The organism is Streptacidiphilus sp. EB129 (assembly GCF_041262645.1).
Lineage (GTDB): Bacteria > Actinomycetota > Actinomycetes > Streptomycetales > Streptomycetaceae > Streptacidiphilus.
Window position 1 is genome coordinate 165342 of sequence record NZ_JBGCCS010000001.1, and the last position, 17292, is coordinate 182633.

The 17292-nt window shown below is 73.3% G+C and carries 9 protein-coding genes and 2 pseudogenes; 9 read left to right on the forward strand and 2 right to left on the reverse strand.

Annotated elements, in window-relative coordinates; all coding sequences use genetic code 11:
• Positions 1–116 precede the first annotated feature (116 nt).
• Positions 117–1932: pseudogene (locus ABH925_RS00805) on the forward strand (glycoside hydrolase family 15 protein).
• A 114-nt stretch (positions 1933–2046) separates the two neighbouring features.
• Here ABH925_RS00805 and ABH925_RS00810 read toward each other — a convergent pair.
• Both ABH925_RS00810 and ABH925_RS00815 read right to left on the reverse strand, forming a co-directional pair.
• Complete coding sequence (locus tag ABH925_RS00810) at positions 2047–3174, reverse strand: chemotaxis protein (protein ID WP_370144570.1); 1128 nt, start codon at positions 3172–3174, stop codon at positions 2047–2049.
• Positions 3175–3345: 171 nt separating this feature from the next.
• Positions 3346–4290: a serine hydrolase gene (locus tag ABH925_RS00815; protein ID WP_370144572.1), complete on the reverse strand. Its 945-nt coding sequence runs from the start codon at positions 4288–4290 to the stop codon at positions 3346–3348.
• A gap of 328 nt (positions 4291–4618) precedes the next feature.
• Here ABH925_RS00815 and ABH925_RS00820 point away from each other — a divergent pair.
• The 8 genes and pseudogenes from ABH925_RS00820 to ABH925_RS00855 all read left to right on the forward strand — a co-directional run bounded on the left by ABH925_RS00820 (position 4619) and on the right by ABH925_RS00855 (position 17263).
• A pseudogene (locus ABH925_RS00820) lies at positions 4619–6094 on the forward strand (aldehyde dehydrogenase family protein).
• A gap of 157 nt (positions 6095–6251) precedes the next feature.
• On the forward strand, positions 6252–7463 hold the full coding sequence (locus tag ABH925_RS00825) for an acetyl-CoA C-acetyltransferase (protein WP_370144574.1): 1212 nt from the start codon (positions 6252–6254) through the stop codon (positions 7461–7463).
• A gap of 27 nt (positions 7464–7490) precedes the next feature.
• The gene (locus tag ABH925_RS00830) at positions 7491–9671 is read left to right on the forward strand and encodes a 3-hydroxyacyl-CoA dehydrogenase NAD-binding domain-containing protein (RefSeq protein ID WP_370144576.1); all 2181 of its coding nucleotides are present in this window, start codon (positions 7491–7493) and stop codon (positions 9669–9671) included.
• A gap of 195 nt (positions 9672–9866) precedes the next feature.
• Positions 9867–10604, forward strand: a complete 738-nt coding sequence (locus tag ABH925_RS00835) for a TetR/AcrR family transcriptional regulator (protein ID WP_370144578.1) — start codon at positions 9867–9869, stop codon at positions 10602–10604.
• A complete protein-coding gene (locus tag ABH925_RS00840) occupies positions 10601–12421 on the forward strand; it encodes an acyclic terpene utilization AtuA family protein (RefSeq protein WP_370144580.1) in 1821 nt (606 codons plus the stop codon). The genes ABH925_RS00835 and ABH925_RS00840 overlap by 4 nt, the downstream gene beginning before the upstream one ends.
• A 59-nt stretch (positions 12422–12480) precedes the next feature.
• On the forward strand, positions 12481–14016 hold the full coding sequence (locus ABH925_RS00845) for an acyl-CoA carboxylase subunit beta (RefSeq protein ID WP_370144925.1): 1536 nt from the start codon (positions 12481–12483) through the stop codon (positions 14014–14016).
• An 11-nt stretch (positions 14017–14027) separates the two neighbouring features.
• Positions 14028–16109 (forward strand): biotin carboxylase N-terminal domain-containing protein, encoded by a 2082-nt coding sequence (locus ABH925_RS00850; RefSeq protein ID WP_370144582.1) that lies wholly within the window; start codon positions 14028–14030, stop codon positions 16107–16109.
• A complete protein-coding gene (locus tag ABH925_RS00855) occupies positions 16106–17263 on the forward strand; it encodes an acyl-CoA dehydrogenase family protein (RefSeq protein ID WP_370144584.1) in 1158 nt (385 codons plus the stop codon). The genes ABH925_RS00850 and ABH925_RS00855 overlap by 4 nt, the downstream gene beginning before the upstream one ends.
• Positions 17264–17292 lie beyond the last annotated feature (29 nt).

The following is a 17292-nucleotide window of genomic DNA, read 5'->3' on the forward strand; positions in this document are numbered from 1 at the left end:
CCCTTCCGGCATGGGCTTCTCGAAAGACTGTGGCGTCTCGAAGGAGCAGGGCACTAGGGGGCCTCATAATATGACATAGATAAACTATCGGGCATTGCGGACGCGGACGGGGGGCGATGCGGATGGCCGGACGCATCGAGGACTACGCGCTCATCGGAGACTGCGGGACCGCCGCGCTGGTCGGGCGCGACGGTTCGGTCGACTGGCTCTGCCTGCCCCGCTTCGACTCGCCCGCCTGCTTCGCCGGGCTGCTCGGCGACGACCGGCACGGCCACTGGCGGCTGGCCCCGTACGGCGCGAAGGAGTGCACCTCGCGCCGCTACCGGGGCGACACCCTGGTGCTGGAGACCTGCTGGGAGACCGCCGACGGCGCGGTCCGGGTCACCGACTTCATGCCGCAGCGGAACCGGACACCCCGGCTGGTCCGGGTGGTCGAGGGGCTGCGCGGCAGCGTGGAGATGCGCGGCGAGCTGCGGCTGCGGTTCAACTACGGCCGGATCGTGCCCTGGGTGCGCCGCACCGAGCACTACCGGGTCGCGGTGGCCGGGCCCGACTCCGCCTGGCTGCGGGTGCCGCCGGGCGTGCACACCTACGGCGTGGACGGCTGCACCCGCTCGGAGTTCACCGTGCGCTCCGGGCAGCGCACCGCCTTCGCGCTCAGCTGGCAGCCCTCGCACCAGTCGGCCGCACACCGCTTCGACCCCGAGGCGTCGCTGCTGCAGACCGTCGACCAGTGGCAGCGCTGGGCCGACGGCTGCGGCTACCAGGGCGAGTGGCGCGAGGCGGTGCTGCGCTCGCTGCTGACCCTCAAGGCCCTCGCCTACGCCCCGACCGGCGGCATCGTCGCCGCCACCACCACCTCGCTGCCCGAGTGCCTGGGCGGCGAACGCAACTGGGACTACCGTTTCTGCTGGCTCAGGGACTCCAGCATGACCCTCGCCGCGCTGCTGCGCGGCGGCTTCCGCGAGGAGGCCACCGCCTGGCGGCAGTGGCTGCTCCGGGCGATCGCCGGTGATCCGGCCCACCTCCAAGCCCTGTACGGGGTGGCCGGGGAGCGCGCCGTCTCCGAGACCGTCGCCGGCTGGCTCCCCGGCTACCGGGGTTCCACCCCGGTGCGGATCGGCAACGCGGCCGTCGACCAGCTCCAGCTGGACGTCTACGGAGAGGTCGCCGACACCCTGCACCTGGCGCTGCTGGCCGGGATCCCGATGGAACGTCAGGTCTGGCGGCTGTTCCGCACGCTGATGTCCTTCGTCGAGGAGAACTGGCAGCGGCCGGACGAGGGGCTGTGGGAGGTCCGCTCCGAGCGGCGGCACTTCGTACACTCCAAGGTGATGTGCTGGGTCGCCGCCGACCGCGCGGTACGGATGGCCGAGGCCACCGGGCTGCCCGCCCCGCTGGAGCGCTGGCGCGCACTGCGGGAGGCGGTGCACGCGGACGTCTGCGCGCACGGGTACGACCGGGAGCGGGGGGTCTTCGTCCAGCACTACGGCGGCCGCGAGCTGGACGCGGCCACCCTGTTCATCGCCAAGACCGGCTTCCTGCCGCCGGACGACCCCCGGGTGGGTGCGCACCGTCGAGGCGGTCTGGAGCGAGCTGGGCGCCGCCGGCCCGGTCCGCCGCTACGCCGCGGCACGCGCGGCAGACAGGGGCGGGGTCGGGGACGGGCTGCCGGGGGTGGAGGGCGCGTTTCTGGCGTGCTCGTTCTGGCTGGCCGAGGCGCTGTCCGCGATCGGCCGCCGGAGCGAGGCCGCCGACCTCTTCGCCCGGACCGTCGCCCTCGGCAACGACCTGGGCCTGCTCGCGGAGCAGTGGGATCCGCTGGCCGGCCGCCAGCTGGGGAACACTCCGCAGGCGTTCACCCATGTCGCGCTGATCAACGCGGCGTTCGCACTGCATGGAACCGGGCGTCCGGAGCTCAAGGTGACCTGACGGCGTCGTGAGGTGACGGCGCCGTGAGCCGATGCTGTCGGCGGTCGACTCCCGAGGTCACCGCCGACGTGCGCCGGCGCCCCGCCGGGCCTGGGCCGGCGGGGCGTGCGGGCGTCAGTGCCGCAGCACGGCGGCGATGCGGCCGCGGTCCGCCAGTGCGTCGTCCGGGACGAAGACCACGTCGGCGCCCTTGGCCAGGGCCTTCTCCACGATCTCGTCGACGATGTCGGTGCGGATCCTGGCCCCGTTGGTGCCCGCGGCGGTCAGCTCCTCGGTGACCGGCTCCAGGTGTTCGCCGGTCATCAGCACGTCCTGCTGGTAGTGCTCCTCCACGGTCACCAGCCCGGCCCTGGCGTCCAGCGCGCTGCGCCAGACCTCGTCCAGGCCGGCGGCGAGCACTCCACGGCCGGCGGCCCGGTCCAGCCGGTCGGCCACGTCCCGTTCGATCCGGGCCGACCGCTCGTCGAAGGCGGCGTGCAGGGCCTCGTGCAGCGCCCGGCCGGGTCCGTTGACCAGCCCGCCGGTGAGGGTGTGGCCGGCGCTGCGCTTCACGCTGTCGCCGGTCTCCTCCAGCAGGGTGAGCGCCTCGGCGAGTCCGACCAGGTAGAGCGGGTCCGGGGAGGCGTGCAGCAGCTCGGCCATCGCGGTGTTGACGGCGCGGAAGAAGGACCGGGTCTGCTCGGAGGAGAAGCTGTTCGGGACGTCGCCGACCCGCTCCTTGCGCTGGACGTCGTTCTCCTCCGCCCAGGGCTCCACCGTCATGGGGAAGCCGTGGTCGCGGCTCTCGCGGAGGTTCTCGTCCGAGCCGTGCCACAGGGTCGCCCGGTCGGCGGCGACGCAGAGCACCCAGTACGGCTCGGCGTGGGCATGGGCCGCCACCAGGTTGCGGGTCAGGTAGCTGTCGCTGAGGACGACCCGCTCCGGGACCTGGTGGGCCACGTACCAGAGCTGGTGCTCGTCGGTGCTGACGAAGACGACCAGCCCGTCCAGGGCGTGCCGCAGGTCGGCCTCCCCGGCGATCAGGTCGAGCCGGCGGTGCAGCTCCAGCCGCACCGCGCGGTCCACCGCCGGGTCGGCGTCCACCTGCCGCTTGGCCTCGGTGACCAGGGTGCGCAGCCGTACCGGGTCCTGGATGTTGTCCGGCTCGCGGCGATGCGTGGGCATCGTCAGCGAGACGGCCGGATAGGTCCGGGGTGCGCGCAGGTCGGCCAGCACCTGCGCGGTCAACTCGCTGGAGTACACGGAGAGCCCTCCCGTTGCAGCGGATTCGACGGCCCGGGCCGGTGACGCCGGGGCTTGCACCCCATCGTTGGCCCAAGTCCGCACCGGCGCGACCGGAGCGGCCGACGCCCCCGCGGGCTCCTTCTCAACCGACCGGTTGACCGGGAGCCCGCGGGGGCGCCGTGCCCGGCGTCAGCCGACCTGGCCGTACGGGGCCGAGCCGTCACCGGTCTCGGTCGCGGGGCCCGTGACCTGCGGCGCGAGCGCCGACCGGGTGGTCGAGCCGCCGATGTCGCGGTGCACCGCGAGAGCGATACGCTCTATGGTCGTGATGCCGTAGCCCATGGTCGCGTTGTCGTCGGTGAGCACCGTCATCCGGTAGTCCTTGCCCTTACCTGTGAAGACCCCGATGCTGTGCACCCGCCAGCCGTGCGTGGCGCGCGGCAGCCAGCCGTTCTTGTTGTGCGCGGTCACCCCCGACGGCGTCCCGTACGGGGTACCCCACCGCTGTGAGGGGGTGACCTCGGACATCAGGTTCAGCGCGTAGGCGCGCCAGTGGGCCGACAGCACCGAGTGGTCGTCGGTGAAGTGGTCCAGCAGCTTCATCTCGTCCCGCGCGGTGATCTGGGTGAGTCCCCAGTAGCCGCCCGGGCCGGGGACCGTGCTGGTCATCCCGGTCATCCGGAGGAACGCGGAGAACCGCGCCCGGCCGAGGCTGCCCCAGAGGTTGCTCGCGGCCGTATTGTCCGACTGGGTGATCATCGCATGCAGGTTGCTGCTCTCCCAGGAGGTCAGCCCGCGGTGCTGGTCCTGTGCCCGGCGCAGCACCGCGCCCATGATGGTCGCCTTGACCACGCTGGCGGAGTCGAAGTGCGCGGACGCGTTGACCGCACAGTAGACGCCGGTGTTCGCATCCCAGACGTCGACGGCGATGGTGTCGTGACGTCCCGTCATGGCTGCCCTGATGTCCTTGGACAGCTTGGCGGCGAGCGCCTTGTGGCTGCTGGAGCTGCAGATCGGCGCACTGGACGCCTGCGCCGGGGCGGCCAGGCCCAGCGGCATCAGAGCCGCGACGGCGGCGCTGCCCAGGCTGAGCGCCAGTGCGCGGGTGATGCGAGTCGAACGGGGTGATGCCATGGATGTCGACCTTCCTGTTGTGGCTCGGGCGCACGTCAGTGGCACATGGTTTCGATACGAAAATAGCGTCTTGACGCCCCATCAGGTCGGAGGTTGCCCCTGTGGGGTCGGCGGTGTCAGTCCCCGGGCCGTCGTCGCGGCCCCCACCGCCTCGCCACGACGGTTCGGCCCCCGGTTCCCCCCGGCGGTTCGGCCAGATGCCCGACGCGCTCGACGCCCCCTCGGCGTCGAGCGTAGGGACGGCGGATCAAGCCCCCCGGTTCCCTGTCGACGCCTGGCCGGGGGAGGCGCGGCGGGGGACCCTGGAGGGAAGAACCGAGGAGCCGATATGACCGATCACCAGGGACCGCTGCTCGACCCGGGCGTCTGGTCCGGGAGGATCCGGACCGCCGGGGGATGGGGGCCCGGCGGGGACGGCGAGCTGGCCGTGCTGGAGAAGGCGACCGGCGCGACGCTGGGGCGGATCGGGTTGGCGTCCCTCGGGGACGTGGCCGATGCGGCGCGGGCGGCGCGGGCCGCGCAGCGGGACTGGGCGGCCGCCTCCCACGAGCGCAGGGCCGCGGTGCTGCGCGAGGCCGGCCGGCTCTGGGAGCGGCACGCGGCCGAGGTCGGCGACTGGCTGGTCCGTGAGGGGGGCTCGGTGCCCGCCAAGGCCGAGGTGGAGACCGCCGCCGCAGCGCAGGAGTGCTACTAGGCGTCCGCGCTGCCCGCGCTGCCGTCCGGCTCGGTGCTGCCGAGCAACGAACCGCGCTGGAGCTTCGCCCGGCGCCTCCCGGCGGGGGTGGTCGCGGTCATCGCCCCGTTCAACTTCCCGCTGATCCTGGCGATCCGCTCGGTGGCCCCGGCGCTGGCGCTCGGCAACGCGGTGCTGCTCAAGCCCGATCCGCGCACCACGGTCGGCGGCGGGGTGGCGCTGGTGCGGGTCTTCGAGGAGGCCGGACTGCCGCCGGGCCTGCTGCAGCTGCTGCCCGGGGACGCGAGGACCGGCGCGGCCCTGGTCACCGCGCCGGAGGTGCGGGTGGTCTGCTTCACCGGTTCCACGGCCACCGGCCGGACCGTCGGCGCGCTGGCCGGGCAGCACCTCAAGCGGGCGCACCTGGAACTCGGCGGCAACAACGCCCTGGTCGTGCTGCCGGGCGCGGACCTGGGACGGGCGGTGTCGGCGGGAGCCTTCGGCTCCTTCCTGCACCAGGGCCAGATCTGCATGAGCACCGGCCGCCACCTGGTCCACGAGAGCCTGCACGACGCCTACGTGGCCGGGCTCGCGGCCACTGCCGAGGCGCTGCCGGTGGGCGACCCCGCGACCGGGGCGGTGGCCCTGGGGCCGGTCATCGACGCCGGGCAGGTGGCACGGATCGACGGCCTGGTGCGCCGTACCGTGCGGGCCGGCGCCCGGCTGGCGGCCGGCGGCAGCCATGACGGACTGTTCTACCGTCCGACCGTGCTGGCCGGGGTCACCCCGGAGATGCCCGCCTATGCGGAGGAGGTCTTCGGCCCGGTCGCCCCGGTGGTGCCGTTCCGCACCGTGGACGAGGCGATCGAGCTGGCCCGGGGGAGCGAGTACGGTCTGTCGCTCGGCATCCTGGGCGAGGTCGGCGCGGCGATGGCGGTGGCCGACGCGGTGCCCAGCGGGATCGTCCACATCAACGGCCAGACCGTGTCCGACGAGGCCAACGCCCCATTCGGCGGTGTCGCGGGATCCGGCACGGGCTCCCGTTGCGGCGGGCCGCAGGCCGCCGTCGAGGCGTTCACCGAGACCCAGTGGCTGACCGTGCGGGCGGAGATCGCGGGCTACCCGTTCTGAGTACGCGCGGTGACGGTCCGGCCATTCCGGGGGCGATTGCTACTAGGCAGTAGCTTTCCTCGTCGGTAACATCGCCGCTGCTACACCGCGAGTGCTGTCACACCGAGCGTGTCCGGCATGGCGTATGCGGTCCGGTCGGCGATCGATGAGGAGACCGATGTCCGAAGAGGCGTTCATCTACGACGCGCTGCGCACACCGAGGGGGCGCGGCAAGCCCAACGGCTCGCTGCACGGGGTGAAGCCGGTGACGCTGGTCGCCGACCTGATCGGAGAGGTCGGGCGGCGCAACCCCGGCCTGGACCCGGGCCGCATCGACGACGTGGTCCTCGGCGTGGTGACCCCGATCGGCGAGCAGGGCTCCGACATCGCCAAGACCGCCGCGCTGGCGGCCGGGCTGCCGGAGACGGTGGCCGGGGTCCAGCTGAACCGGTTCTGCGCCTCCGGCCTCGAAGCCGTCAACACGGCCGCGCAGAAGGTCCGTTCGGGCTGGGAGGATCTGGTCCTGGCCGGCGGCGTCGAGGCGATGTCCCGGGTGCCGATGGGCAGCGACGGCGGCGCCTGGGCGATGGACCCGGAGACCAGTCTCGGCACCGGCTTCGTCCCGCAGGGCATCGGCGCCGACCTGATCGCCACCATCGAGGGCTTCAGTCGCGACGACGTGGACGCCTACGCGGTGCGGTCGCAGACCCGCGCCGCCGCGGCCTGGGCCGAGGGCCGCTTCGCGCGGTCCGTGGTCCCGGTCCGGGACCGCAACGGTCTGGTGGTCCTCGACCGCGACGAGCACATCCGCGCCACCACCACGGTGCAGGGCCTCGGCGGGCTGAAGCCCTCCTTCGCCGACGTCGGCGGCCTCGGCTTCGACGCGGTCGCCCTGCAGAAGTACCACTGGGTCGAGGCGATCGACCACGTCCACACCGCGGGCAACTCCTCCGGCATCGTCGACGGCGCCGCGCTGGTGCTGATCGGCGGCGAGCAGGCGGGGCGCGACCTCGGCCTGACGCCGCGCGGGCGGATCGTGGCCACGGCGGTGTCCGGCGCCGACCCGACCATCATGCTCACCGGCCCCGCCCCGGCCTGCCGCAAGGCGCTGGCCAAGGCCGGTCTGACGATGGACCGGATCGACCTGGTCGAGATGAACGAGGCCTTCGCCGCAGTGGTGCTGCGGTTCATGAAGGACATGGACGTGCCGGCCGAGAAGGTCAACGTCAACGGCGGTGCCATCGCCATGGGCCACCCGCTGGGCGCCACCGGCGCGATGCTGGTCGGCACCGTGCTGGACGAGCTGGAACGCCGCGACCAGCGCTACGGCCTGGTCACCCTGTGTGTCGGCGGCGGCATGGGCATCGCCACCGTGATCGAGCGGATCTAGGGGATGTCGATGACCGGGACGGAAGCCATGACCGCTGACCATGCTGACCACGACCGCGAGGTCGTCCGCTGGGAACAGGGAGCCGACGGGGTCGTCGTGCTGACCCTGGACGACCCGGCCCAGTCCGCGAACACCATGAACACGGCCTACCTGCGTTCGATGGGCCGCACCGTGGACCGCCTGGAGGCGGAACGCGAGTCGATCACCGGGGTGATCGTCACCTCGGCCAAGAAGACCTTCTTCGCCGGCGGGGATCTGCACGACCTGGTCGCCGCCACGCCGGAGGACGCGGCGGCGGTCACCGAGCTGACCACGACGATCAAGAGCCAGCTGCGCCGGCTGGAGCGCCTCGGCCGCCCGGTGGTGGCCGCGGTGAACGGGTCGGCGCTCGGCGGCGGGCTGGAGATCGCCCTGGCCTGCCACCACCGGATCGTGCTGGACGGTCCGGCGACCCGGCTCGGCTTCCCCGAGGTGACGCTGGGTCTGCTGCCGGGTGCGGGCGGGGTGGTCCGCTCGGTGCGGCTGCTCGGCATCGCCGACGCGCTGCTCAAGCTGCTGCTGAAGGGAACCCAGTACCGGCCCGGAGACGCGCTGGGCATCGGCCTGGTGCACGCGGTCGTGCCGACCCGCGAGCAACTGCTGGCCGACGCCCGCGCCTGGATCGCGGCCAACCCGGACGCGGCCCAGCCCTGGGACCGCCCGGGCCACCGGATCCCCGGCGGCACCCCGTCCACCCCGGCGCTCGCGGCGATGCTGCCGGCCTTCCCGGCCGGGCTGAGCAAGGAGCTCAAGGGCGCCCCCTACCCCGCCCCGCGCAGCATCCTCTGCGCGGCGGTCGAGAGCGCCCAGGTGGACGTGGACACCGCGCTGACGGTCGAGGGCCGCTACTTCGTCGAGCTGGTCTGCGGCCAGATCTCCAGCAACATGATCAAGGCGCTCTTCTTCGACCTGCAGCAGGCCAACGCCGGGGCGAGCCGCCCGGAGGGCCACCCGGAGTTCCGTCCGACCAGGGTCGGCGTGCTGGGGGCCGGGATGATGGGCGCGGCCATCGCCTACGTCTGCGCCAGGGCCGGCGTCGAGGTGGTGCTCAAGGACGTCACCGTGGAGAGCGCCGCCAAGGGCAAGGGCTACTCGGCCGCCCTGGTCGAGAAGGCGGTGGCCCGGTCCCGCAGCACCAGGGAGCGGGCGGACGAGCTGCTGGCGCGGATCACCCCGACCGCCGACCCGGCCGACCTGGCCGGCTGCGACCTGGTGATCGAGGCCGTCTTCGAGAGCGTCGAGCTGAAGCACCGGGTCTTCGCCGAGACCGAGCCGCTGGTGGCCCCGGACGCGCTGCTCTGCTCCAACACCTCCACCCTGCCGATCACCTCGCTGGCCGAGGGCGTGAAGCGGCCGGAGGACTTCATCGGCCTGCACTTCTTCTCGCCGGTCGACAAGATGCCGCTGGTGGAGATCATCCGTGGCGAGCGGACCAGTGACGCGGCGCTGGCGCGGGCGGTCGACGTGGTGCGGCTGATCCGGAAGACCCCGATCGTGGTCAACGACAGCCGGGGCTTCTTCACCAGCCGGGTGATCGGCACCTTCCTCAACGAGGGCCTGGCGATGCTGGCCGAGGGCCTGAGCCCGGTCTCGATCGAGCAGGCCTCGTTGCAGGCCGGCTACCCCGCGCCGGTGCTGCAACTGCTGGACGAGCTGACGCTGACGCTGACCCGCAAGGTCACCGACGCCACCAGGGCCGCGGTCGTGGCCGAGGGCGGCAGCTGGCAGCCGCACCCGGCGGAGGCCGTGGTCGGGCGGATGCTGGACGAGTTCGACCGCGCCGGGCGCGCGGCCGGCGCCGGCTTCTACGAGTACGCCGGCGGCCGGCGCGGCCGGCTGTGGCCGGGACTGGGCGAGGCCTTCGCGGTGCCCGGGGCGGGTATTCCGTTCGAGGACATGAAGGAACGGCTGCTGTTCATCGAGGCGCTGGAGTCGGTGCGCTGCCTCGACGAGGGCGTGCTGACCTCGGTCGCGGACGCCAACATCGGCTCGATCCTCGGCATCGGCTTCCCGCCGTGGACCGGTGGGGTGCTGCAGTACGTCAACCAGTACCAGGGCGGCCTGGCCGGATTCGTGGCCCGGGCCGAGGAGTTGGCCGCCCGGTACGGTGACCGCTTCGCGCCGCCGGCCGCACTGGTGGCCAGGGCGGAGCGCGGCGAGGAGTTCTGAGGCAGGCTCAGGCAACCCCCGGCTCGGACGCGACGAGGCGGGGGCGAGGCGGGGGCGAGGCGGCGGCTGACCGGGTTGACGACCACCGGTCCGCCGCCGCCTGCTTCTGCATGCCCGGGTGACGGTCGGCTCCGCCTGCGACCAGAGAAACAATCAGGGTTGACTGTTTCCCAACCGGCGGGCCATGCTCGCTCCATGGCGCATTCCGCAGTACCGCCGCCGACGTCCGCGCTGCCCGCTCCTGCCGCTCCGTCCGCTCCTGCCGCTCCGTCCGCTCCGCTCGGCAACCGGCAGGAGGCCAGGAGCAGGGCCACCCGGCTCCGGCTGATGGACGCGACGATCGAGTGCCTGGCCGAGCTCGGCTGGGCCGGGACCTCGACCACGGCCGTGTCCGCCCGGGCCGGGGTCTCCCGGGGCGCCCAGTTGCACCACTACCCGACCCGCAACGACCTGGTGGTGGCCGCCGTCGAGCATCTGGCGTCGGTGCGGATCGAGGAGATCCGGGCCGGGGCCGCCGCCATGCAGGGCGGTCCGACCCGGGTCCTGGACGTGCTGCGGCTGCTGGCCTCGCTCTACACCGGGCCGCTGTTCGAGGCCGCGATCGAACTGTGGGTCGGTGCCCGTACCGATCCGGCGCTGCACGCCGCGCTGGTGCCGCTGGAGGCCCGGATCGGCCGCGGCGCCCACCAGATCACGCTCGAACTGCTGGGCGTGGACCCGGACTTGCCCGGGGTGCGGGACGAGGTCGCGGTGACCCTGGACTTCATCCGGGGCCTGGCCCTGGCCAACATCCTCACCGACGACAGCGCCCGGCGGGACCGGATGCTGCGCCACTGGGCGGACAACCTCGCCCGCACGCTCGACCTCACCCCGCCCGCCGCCACCCCTCCTGCCTCCACCCCGCCCGCCCCCACCAGGAAGGACCGTCGATGAGCCGGCCCGGGACCACCCCGCCCCCGCTGCGCGTGGGCAACGCCTCAGGCTTCTACGGCGACCGCTTCAGCGCCGTCCAGGAGATGATCGAAGGCGGCCCGCTGGACGTCCTCACCGGCGACTACCTGGCCGAACTCACCATGCTGATCCTCGGCCGGGCCCGGTTGCGCAACCCCGACGCCGGCTACGCGACCACCTTCCTCAAGCAGATGGAGCAGTGCCTGGGCCTGGCGCTGGACCGGGGTGTGCGGATCGTCGCCAACGCGGGCGGCCTCAACCCGGCCGGGCTGGCCCGCGAGCTGCGGACGCTGGCCGAACGCCTCGGACTCGCCCCCCGGATCGCCCACGTCGAGGGCGACGACCTGCTGCCGCGTGCCGAACCCCTGGGCCTGGGAGGGCCGTTGACGGCCAACGCCTACCTCGGCGGCTGGGGGATCGCCGCCTGCTTGGAGGCCGGCGCCGACATCGTGGTCACCGGACGCGTCACCGACGCCTCGCTGGTACTGGGCCCCGCCGCCGCGCACTTCGGCTGGGCCAGGGACGACTGGGACGCCCTGGCGGGCGCCACCGTGGCCGGGCACATCCTGGAGTGCGGAGCGCAGGCCACCGGCGGCAACTACTCCTTCTTCCAGGAGCACGACGTCCGGCGGCCCGGATTCCCGCTGGCGGAGATCCACGCCGACGGATCGTCGGTCATCAGCAAGCACCCGGGCACCGGCGGCGCGGTCACCGTCGGCACCGTCACCGCGCAGCTGCTGTACGAGATCGCCGGGCCCCGCTACCCCGGGCCCGACGTCACCACCCGGTTCGACACCGTCCGCCTCGACCCGGACGGTCCCGACCGGGTCAGGGTCCACAGCGTCCACGGCGAGCCGCCGCCGCCCGACCTCAAGGTCTGCCTGAACCACCTCGGCGGCTACCGCAACGAGACCGTCTTCGTGCTCACCGGCCTGGCCGTCGAGGAGAAGGCCGAGCTGGTGCGCGAGCAGGTCGAGACGGCCCTGGCGGCCCGGCCGCCCAAGGAGCTCCGCTGGTCGCTGACCCGGACCGGCCGTCCGGACGCCGATGTCGAGGAGGAGGCGGCCGCGCTGCTGCGCTGCACCGTCAAGGACCCCGACCAGAAGGTGGTCGGACGGGCCTTCAGCGGCGCCGCGATCGAACTCGCGCTGGCCGGCTACCCCGGCTTCCATGTCACCGCGCCGCCCGGCGACGCCTCCCCGTACGGGGTCTACACCGCCGCCTACGTGGAGGCCGGCGCGGTGGAGCACACGGCGGTGCTGCCCGACGGCACCCGGCGCACCATCGCCCCCGCCGCCCTGACCCGCCGCCTCGACGAGCCCGCCGCCCAGCCTGCCGAGCCTGCCGAGCCCGCCGAGCCGCTCGCGCCGACGGGGACGGCTCCGGACGCGATGGCGTCGGCAACGGCGGTTCCGACAGCGGAGGGTGGGCCGACCCGCCTGGTGCCGCTCGGCACCCTGGTCGGCGCCCGCAGCGGCGACAAGGGCGGCACGGCCAACGTCGGCGTCTGGGCCCGCACCGACGAGGCCTGGCACTGGCTGGAACGCAGTCTGACCGTCGATCAGTTCCGGTCCCTGCTACCCGAGACGGCCCGGCTGCCGGTGCGCCGCCACGCCTTCCCGGCGCTGCGCGCGCTGAACTTCGTGGTGGACGGGCTGCTCGGCGAGGGCGTCTCCTCGACCACGCGGTTCGACCCGCAGGCCAAGGCCGTCGGCGAGTGGCTCCGGGCCCGCCCGGTGGACATCCCGGCGGCACTGCTGCCCGCCACCGGCAACGACGGTACGGAGGAAGCCCGTTGACCCGGCTGAGCAGTACCCACGACCCGGCCGCCCCGGACGCCGCCGCCAACCGCGCGGCGATGCTGGAACGCCTCGCCGAGCTGGACGCCGAGCACGCCAAGGCGCTCGCGGGCGGTGGTCCCCGCTATGTCGAACGCCACCACGCCCGGGGCAAGTTGCTGGCCCGCGAGCGGGTCGAGCTGCTGATCGATCCGGACTCGCCACTGCTGGAACTCTCGCCGCTGGCGGCCTGGGGCAGCGACTACCCGGTCGGCGCCAGTGTGGTGACCGCGATCGGCGTCATCGAGGGCGTCGAGTGCGTGATCGTCGCCAACGACCCCACCGTGCGCGGCGGCGCGTCCAACCCGTGGACGGCGCGTAAGGTCGGCCGGGCGCTGGACATCGCCGCGACCAATCGGCTGCCGCTGGTGAACCTGGTCGAGTCGGGCGGGGCCGACCTGCCCAGTCAGGCCGAGATCTTCATTCCCGGCGGCCGGATGTTCCGCGACCTCACCAGGCTGTCGGCCGCCGGGATCCCCACCGTGGCACTGGTGTTCGGCAACTCCACGGCGGGCGGCGCCTACGTCCCGGGGATGAGCGACCACGTGGTCATGGTCGCCGAACGGGCCAAGGTCTTCCTCGGCGGCCCGCCGCTGGTGAAGATGGCCACCGGGGAGGAGTCCGACGACGAGTCGCTGGGCGGCGCCGAGATGCACGCCCGCACCTCCGGCCTGGCCGACCACCTGGCGGCCGACGAGTACGACGCGCTGCGGATCGGCCGGCGCATTGTCGCCCGGCTCAACTGGCGCAAGCGGGGCCCGGTCCCGGCGGCTGAGGTGGAGGATCCCCGGTACGACCCGGAGGACCTGCTCGGCATCGTCTCCGCCGACCTGCGGGTGCCCTTCGACCCGCGCGAGGTGCTGGCCCGGATCGTCGACGGCTCGCGCTTCGACGAGTTCAAGCCGCTCTACGGCACCAGCCTGGTCACCGGCTGGGCCACCCTGCACGGCTACCCGATCGGCGTGCTGGCCAACGCCCGTGGGGTGCTCTTCGGCGCCGAGTCGCAGAAGGCGACGCAGTTCATCCAGCTGGCCAACGCCGCCGACACCCCGTTGCTGTTCCTGCAGAACACCACCGGCTACATGGTCGGCCGCGAATACGAGCAGAGCGGCATCATCAAGCACGGCGCGCAGATGATCAACGCGGTGTCCAACAGCACCGTGCCGCATCTCACCGTGGTCATGGGCGCCTCCTACGGCGCGGGCAACTACGGGATGTGCGGGCGGGCCTACGATCCGCGCTTCCTCTTCACCTGGCCGAACGCCAAGTCCGCGGTGATGGGCCCGGCGCAGCTCGCCGGGGTGCTGTCCATCGTCGCCCGGCAGGCCGCCGCCGCGCGCGGGCAGGACTACGACGAGGTCGCCGACCGGCAACTGCGCGAGATGGTCGAGGCGCAGATCGAGCGCGAGTCGCTGGCCCCCTTCCTGTCCGGGCGGCTGCACGACGACGGCGTGATCGACCCGCGCGACACCCGCACCGTGCTGGGCATCTGCCTGTCCGCGCTGCACAGCGCCCCCGTCACCGGGGCCACCGGCTTCGGCGTCTTCCGGATGTGAGGATCCCCACCATGACTGACCAGCATCCGGCACAACCAGCGGAACTGGTGGAGCGCCAGATCACCAGACTGCTGGTTGCCAACCGGGGCGAGATCGCCCGGCGGATCCAGCGGACCTGCCGGGATCTCGGCATCGAGACCGTCGCGGTGTTCTCGGACCCGGACGCCGACACCCCGCACGCGGCCGAGGCCGACCTCGCGGTCCGGCTGCCCGGCGCTGCTCCGACCGACACCTATCTGCGTGCCGACGCCATCATCAAGGCGGCGATCGAGGCGGGCGCCGACGCGGTGCACCCCGGCTACGGCTTCCTCTCCGAGAACGCCGACTTCGCCCGCGCCGTGTTGGACGCCGGACTGGCCTGGGTCGGGCCGCCGCCGGAGGCCATCGAGGCGATGGGCTCCAAGGTCGCCGCCAAGCGGCTGATGGCCAAGGCCGGGGTGCCGGTGCTGGCGGATCTCGACCCGGACCGGATCACCGCCGCCGACCTGCCGGTGCTGGTGAAGGCCTCGGCCGGTGGCGGCGGCCGCGGCATGCGCGCGGTGCACGAGCTCGACGAACTGGCCGAGGCCCTGGCCTCGGCGCGTCGTGAAGCCGCCTCCGCCTTCGGCGACGCCACCGTCTTCTGCGAGCCGCTGCTGGTCGACGCCCGCCACATCGAGGTCCAGATCATCGCCGACGGCCACGGAACGGTGCGCGCACTGGGCGAGCGGGAGTGCTCGATCCAGCGCAGGCACCAGAAGATCGTGGAGGAGTGCCCGTCCCCGGCCGTCGGCGACGAGCTGCGGGCCCGGCTGTGCGAGGCGGCGGTACGCGCGGCCACCGCGATCGGCTACACCGGCGCGGGCACCGTCGAGTTCCTGCTGGACGCGGCCGACCCGGCCGGGCGGTTCGTCTTCCTGGAGGTCAACACCCGCCTGCAGGTGGAGCATCCGGTCACCGAGTGCGTCTACGGCCTCGACCTGGTGCGGGCCCAGATCGAGATCGCCGAGGGGGCCGCGTTGCCGGCGGAGCCGCCGGTCGCCCGGGGCCACGCCATCGAGGTACGGCTGTACGCCGAGACCCTGCAACCGGACGGGGACGGCGCGGCGCAGTGGCGCCCGCACACCGGTACCCTCAGCCGGTTCGAGGTGCCAGGGACCGACGCGCACTTCACCGTGCCGCGCGCGTACGGGCTGCGGCTGGACTCGGGTGTCGAGGCGGGGAGCCGGGTGGGGGTCCACTACGACCCGATGCTGGCCAAGGTGATCGCCTGGGCGCCGACCAGGGCCGCCGCCGCGCGCCGGCTGGCCGCCGCACTCGCCGGGGCGCGCCTGCACGGCGTGCCGACCAACCGGGACCTGCTGGTACGCATCCTGCGGGATCCCGACTTCCGGGCCGGCCGCGCCCACACCGGCTTCCTGGACGGTGCCGGAGCCGACCCCGGCCGGCTGGCCGGCCTCGCCGCCCCGCTGGCCGGCCCGTCCGCGGTCCGGCTCTCCGCCCTGGCCGCCGCGCTGGCCGCCTCCGCGTCGGCCGGCGCCGACCGTCCGGCCGACCGCCCCGCCAACCGCCCGACCCTGCCGGCGGGTTGGCGCAACCTCCGCTCGCAGCCGCAGCGACGGTCCTTCGAGGGCCCGCAGGGGCGGGTCGAGGTCGGCTATCTGACGACACGTCATGGTGTCACCGCCGAGGGCTTCGACGACGTCACCGTGCTGAGCCGGAGGCCGGACCGGGTGGTGCTGGAGCAGGGTGGTCTGCGCCGGACCTTCGAGGTCGCCCGCCACGACGGTGCCAGCGTTACCGTGGACAGCCCGCTCGGGTCGGTCGTCCTCCGCGCTCTCCCCGCCCTGCCGGAGCCTCAGGTCCGGCTGGCCGCAGGATCGTTGCTGGCACCGATGCCGGGCCATGTGGTCTGGCTCGGTGTCGCCGAAGGGGAGCGGGTCGCCGCGGGCAGCCAACTGCTGGTGATCGAGGCCATGAAGATGGAGCACCGCATCACGGCCCCCGCCGACGGGACCGTCACCGCGCTGGGCGTCGCCGTCGGCGACCAGGTCGACGCGGGCTCCGTGCTCGCGGTCATCACCTCCGACACCTCCAAGGAGCAGCAGCAATGAGCTTTGTCGAGTCCGACGAGCACCGGCAACTCCGGGCCTCGGTGGCCGCACTGGCCGCTCGCTACGGTCACGAGTACATGACCCGCACCGCGAAGGCGGGGGAGCGGACCCACGAACTGTGGGCGGAGGCGGGCAAGCTGGGCTTCCTTGGGGTCAACCTGCCGGAGCAGTACGGCGGTGGCGGCGCCGGGATCCAGGAACTCGCCATCGTCGCCGAGGAACTCGCCACCGGTGGCTGCCCGTTGCTGCTGATCGTGGTCTCGCCCGCGATCTGCGGGACCGTCATCGCCAAGTACGGCACCCAGGAGCAGCGGCAGCGCTGGCTGCCGGGGATCGCCGCCGGAACCCTGACGATGGCCTTCGCCATCACCGAGCCCGACGCCGGTTCCAACTCCCACAAGCTCAGCACCACCGCCCGCAGGGACGGCGGGGACTGGCTGCTGGGCGGCCGCAAGTGCTTCATCTCAGGCGTCGACCAGGCCGACTCGGTGCTGGTGGTGGCCCGTACCGAGGACGCCGGGACGGGCCGGCTGCGTCCCGCCCTGTTCGTGGTCCCCACCGACGCGCCGGGTTTCGAGTTCAGCCCGATCGAGATGGCGATACCCGGGCCGGAGAAGCAGTTCCTCTGCTACTTCGACGATGTGCGGCTCCCCGCCGACGCCCTGGTCGGCGAGGGTGACACCGCGCTGGCCGCGCTGTTCTCCGGGCTGAACCCGGAACGGATCACCGTGGCCGCCCAGACCAACGGGATGGCCCGCTTCGCCCTGGGGAAGGCCGCCGCCTACGCCAACGAGCGCGAGGTGTGGGGCACTCCGATCGGCGCGCACCAGGGCGTCGCCCATCCGCTGGCCCAGGCGAAGATCAACGTCGAGCTGGCCCGGCTGATGACCGCCAAGGCGGCCTGGCTCTACGACGCCGGCCTGGACGCGGAGGCCGGGGAGGCGGCCAACATGGCCAAGTTCGCGGCGGGGGAGTACGCCCAGGCGGCGGTGGACGCCGCGATCCAGGCGCACGGCGGCAACGGGATGACCGTCGAGTACGGCCTGGGCGGGCTGTGGAGCGCGGTGCGGGTGACCCGTATCGCTCCGGTCAGCCGCGAGATGATCCTCAACTACGTCGCCCAGCACAGCCTCGGCCTGCCGAAGTCGTACTGAGCGGAAGTCGTACTGAGCGACGATCCCAC

Bases quoted from the DNA above. Each gene is read 5' to 3' on its own strand.
- ABH925_RS00815 (WP_370144572.1), bottom strand. From the start codon at position 4,290: ATGGCATCACCCCGTTCGACTCGCATCACCCGCGCACTGGCGCTCAGC.
- ABH925_RS00825 (WP_370144574.1), top strand. From the start codon at position 6,252: ATGTCCGAAGAGGCGTTCATCTACGACGCGCTGCGCACACCGAGGGGG.
- ABH925_RS00830 (WP_370144576.1), top strand. From the start codon at position 7,491: ATGACCGCTGACCATGCTGACCACGACCGCGAGGTCGTCCGCTGGGAA.
- ABH925_RS00835 (WP_370144578.1), top strand. From the start codon at position 9,867: ATGGCGCATTCCGCAGTACCGCCGCCGACGTCCGCGCTGCCCGCTCCT.
- ABH925_RS00840 (WP_370144580.1), top strand. From the start codon at position 10,601: ATGAGCCGGCCCGGGACCACCCCGCCCCCGCTGCGCGTGGGCAACGCC.
- ABH925_RS00845 (WP_370144925.1), top strand. From the start codon at position 12,481: ATGCTGGAACGCCTCGCCGAGCTGGACGCCGAGCACGCCAAGGCGCTC.
- ABH925_RS00850 (WP_370144582.1), top strand. From the start codon at position 14,028: ATGACTGACCAGCATCCGGCACAACCAGCGGAACTGGTGGAGCGCCAG.
- ABH925_RS00855 (WP_370144584.1), top strand. From the start codon at position 16,106: ATGAGCTTTGTCGAGTCCGACGAGCACCGGCAACTCCGGGCCTCGGTG.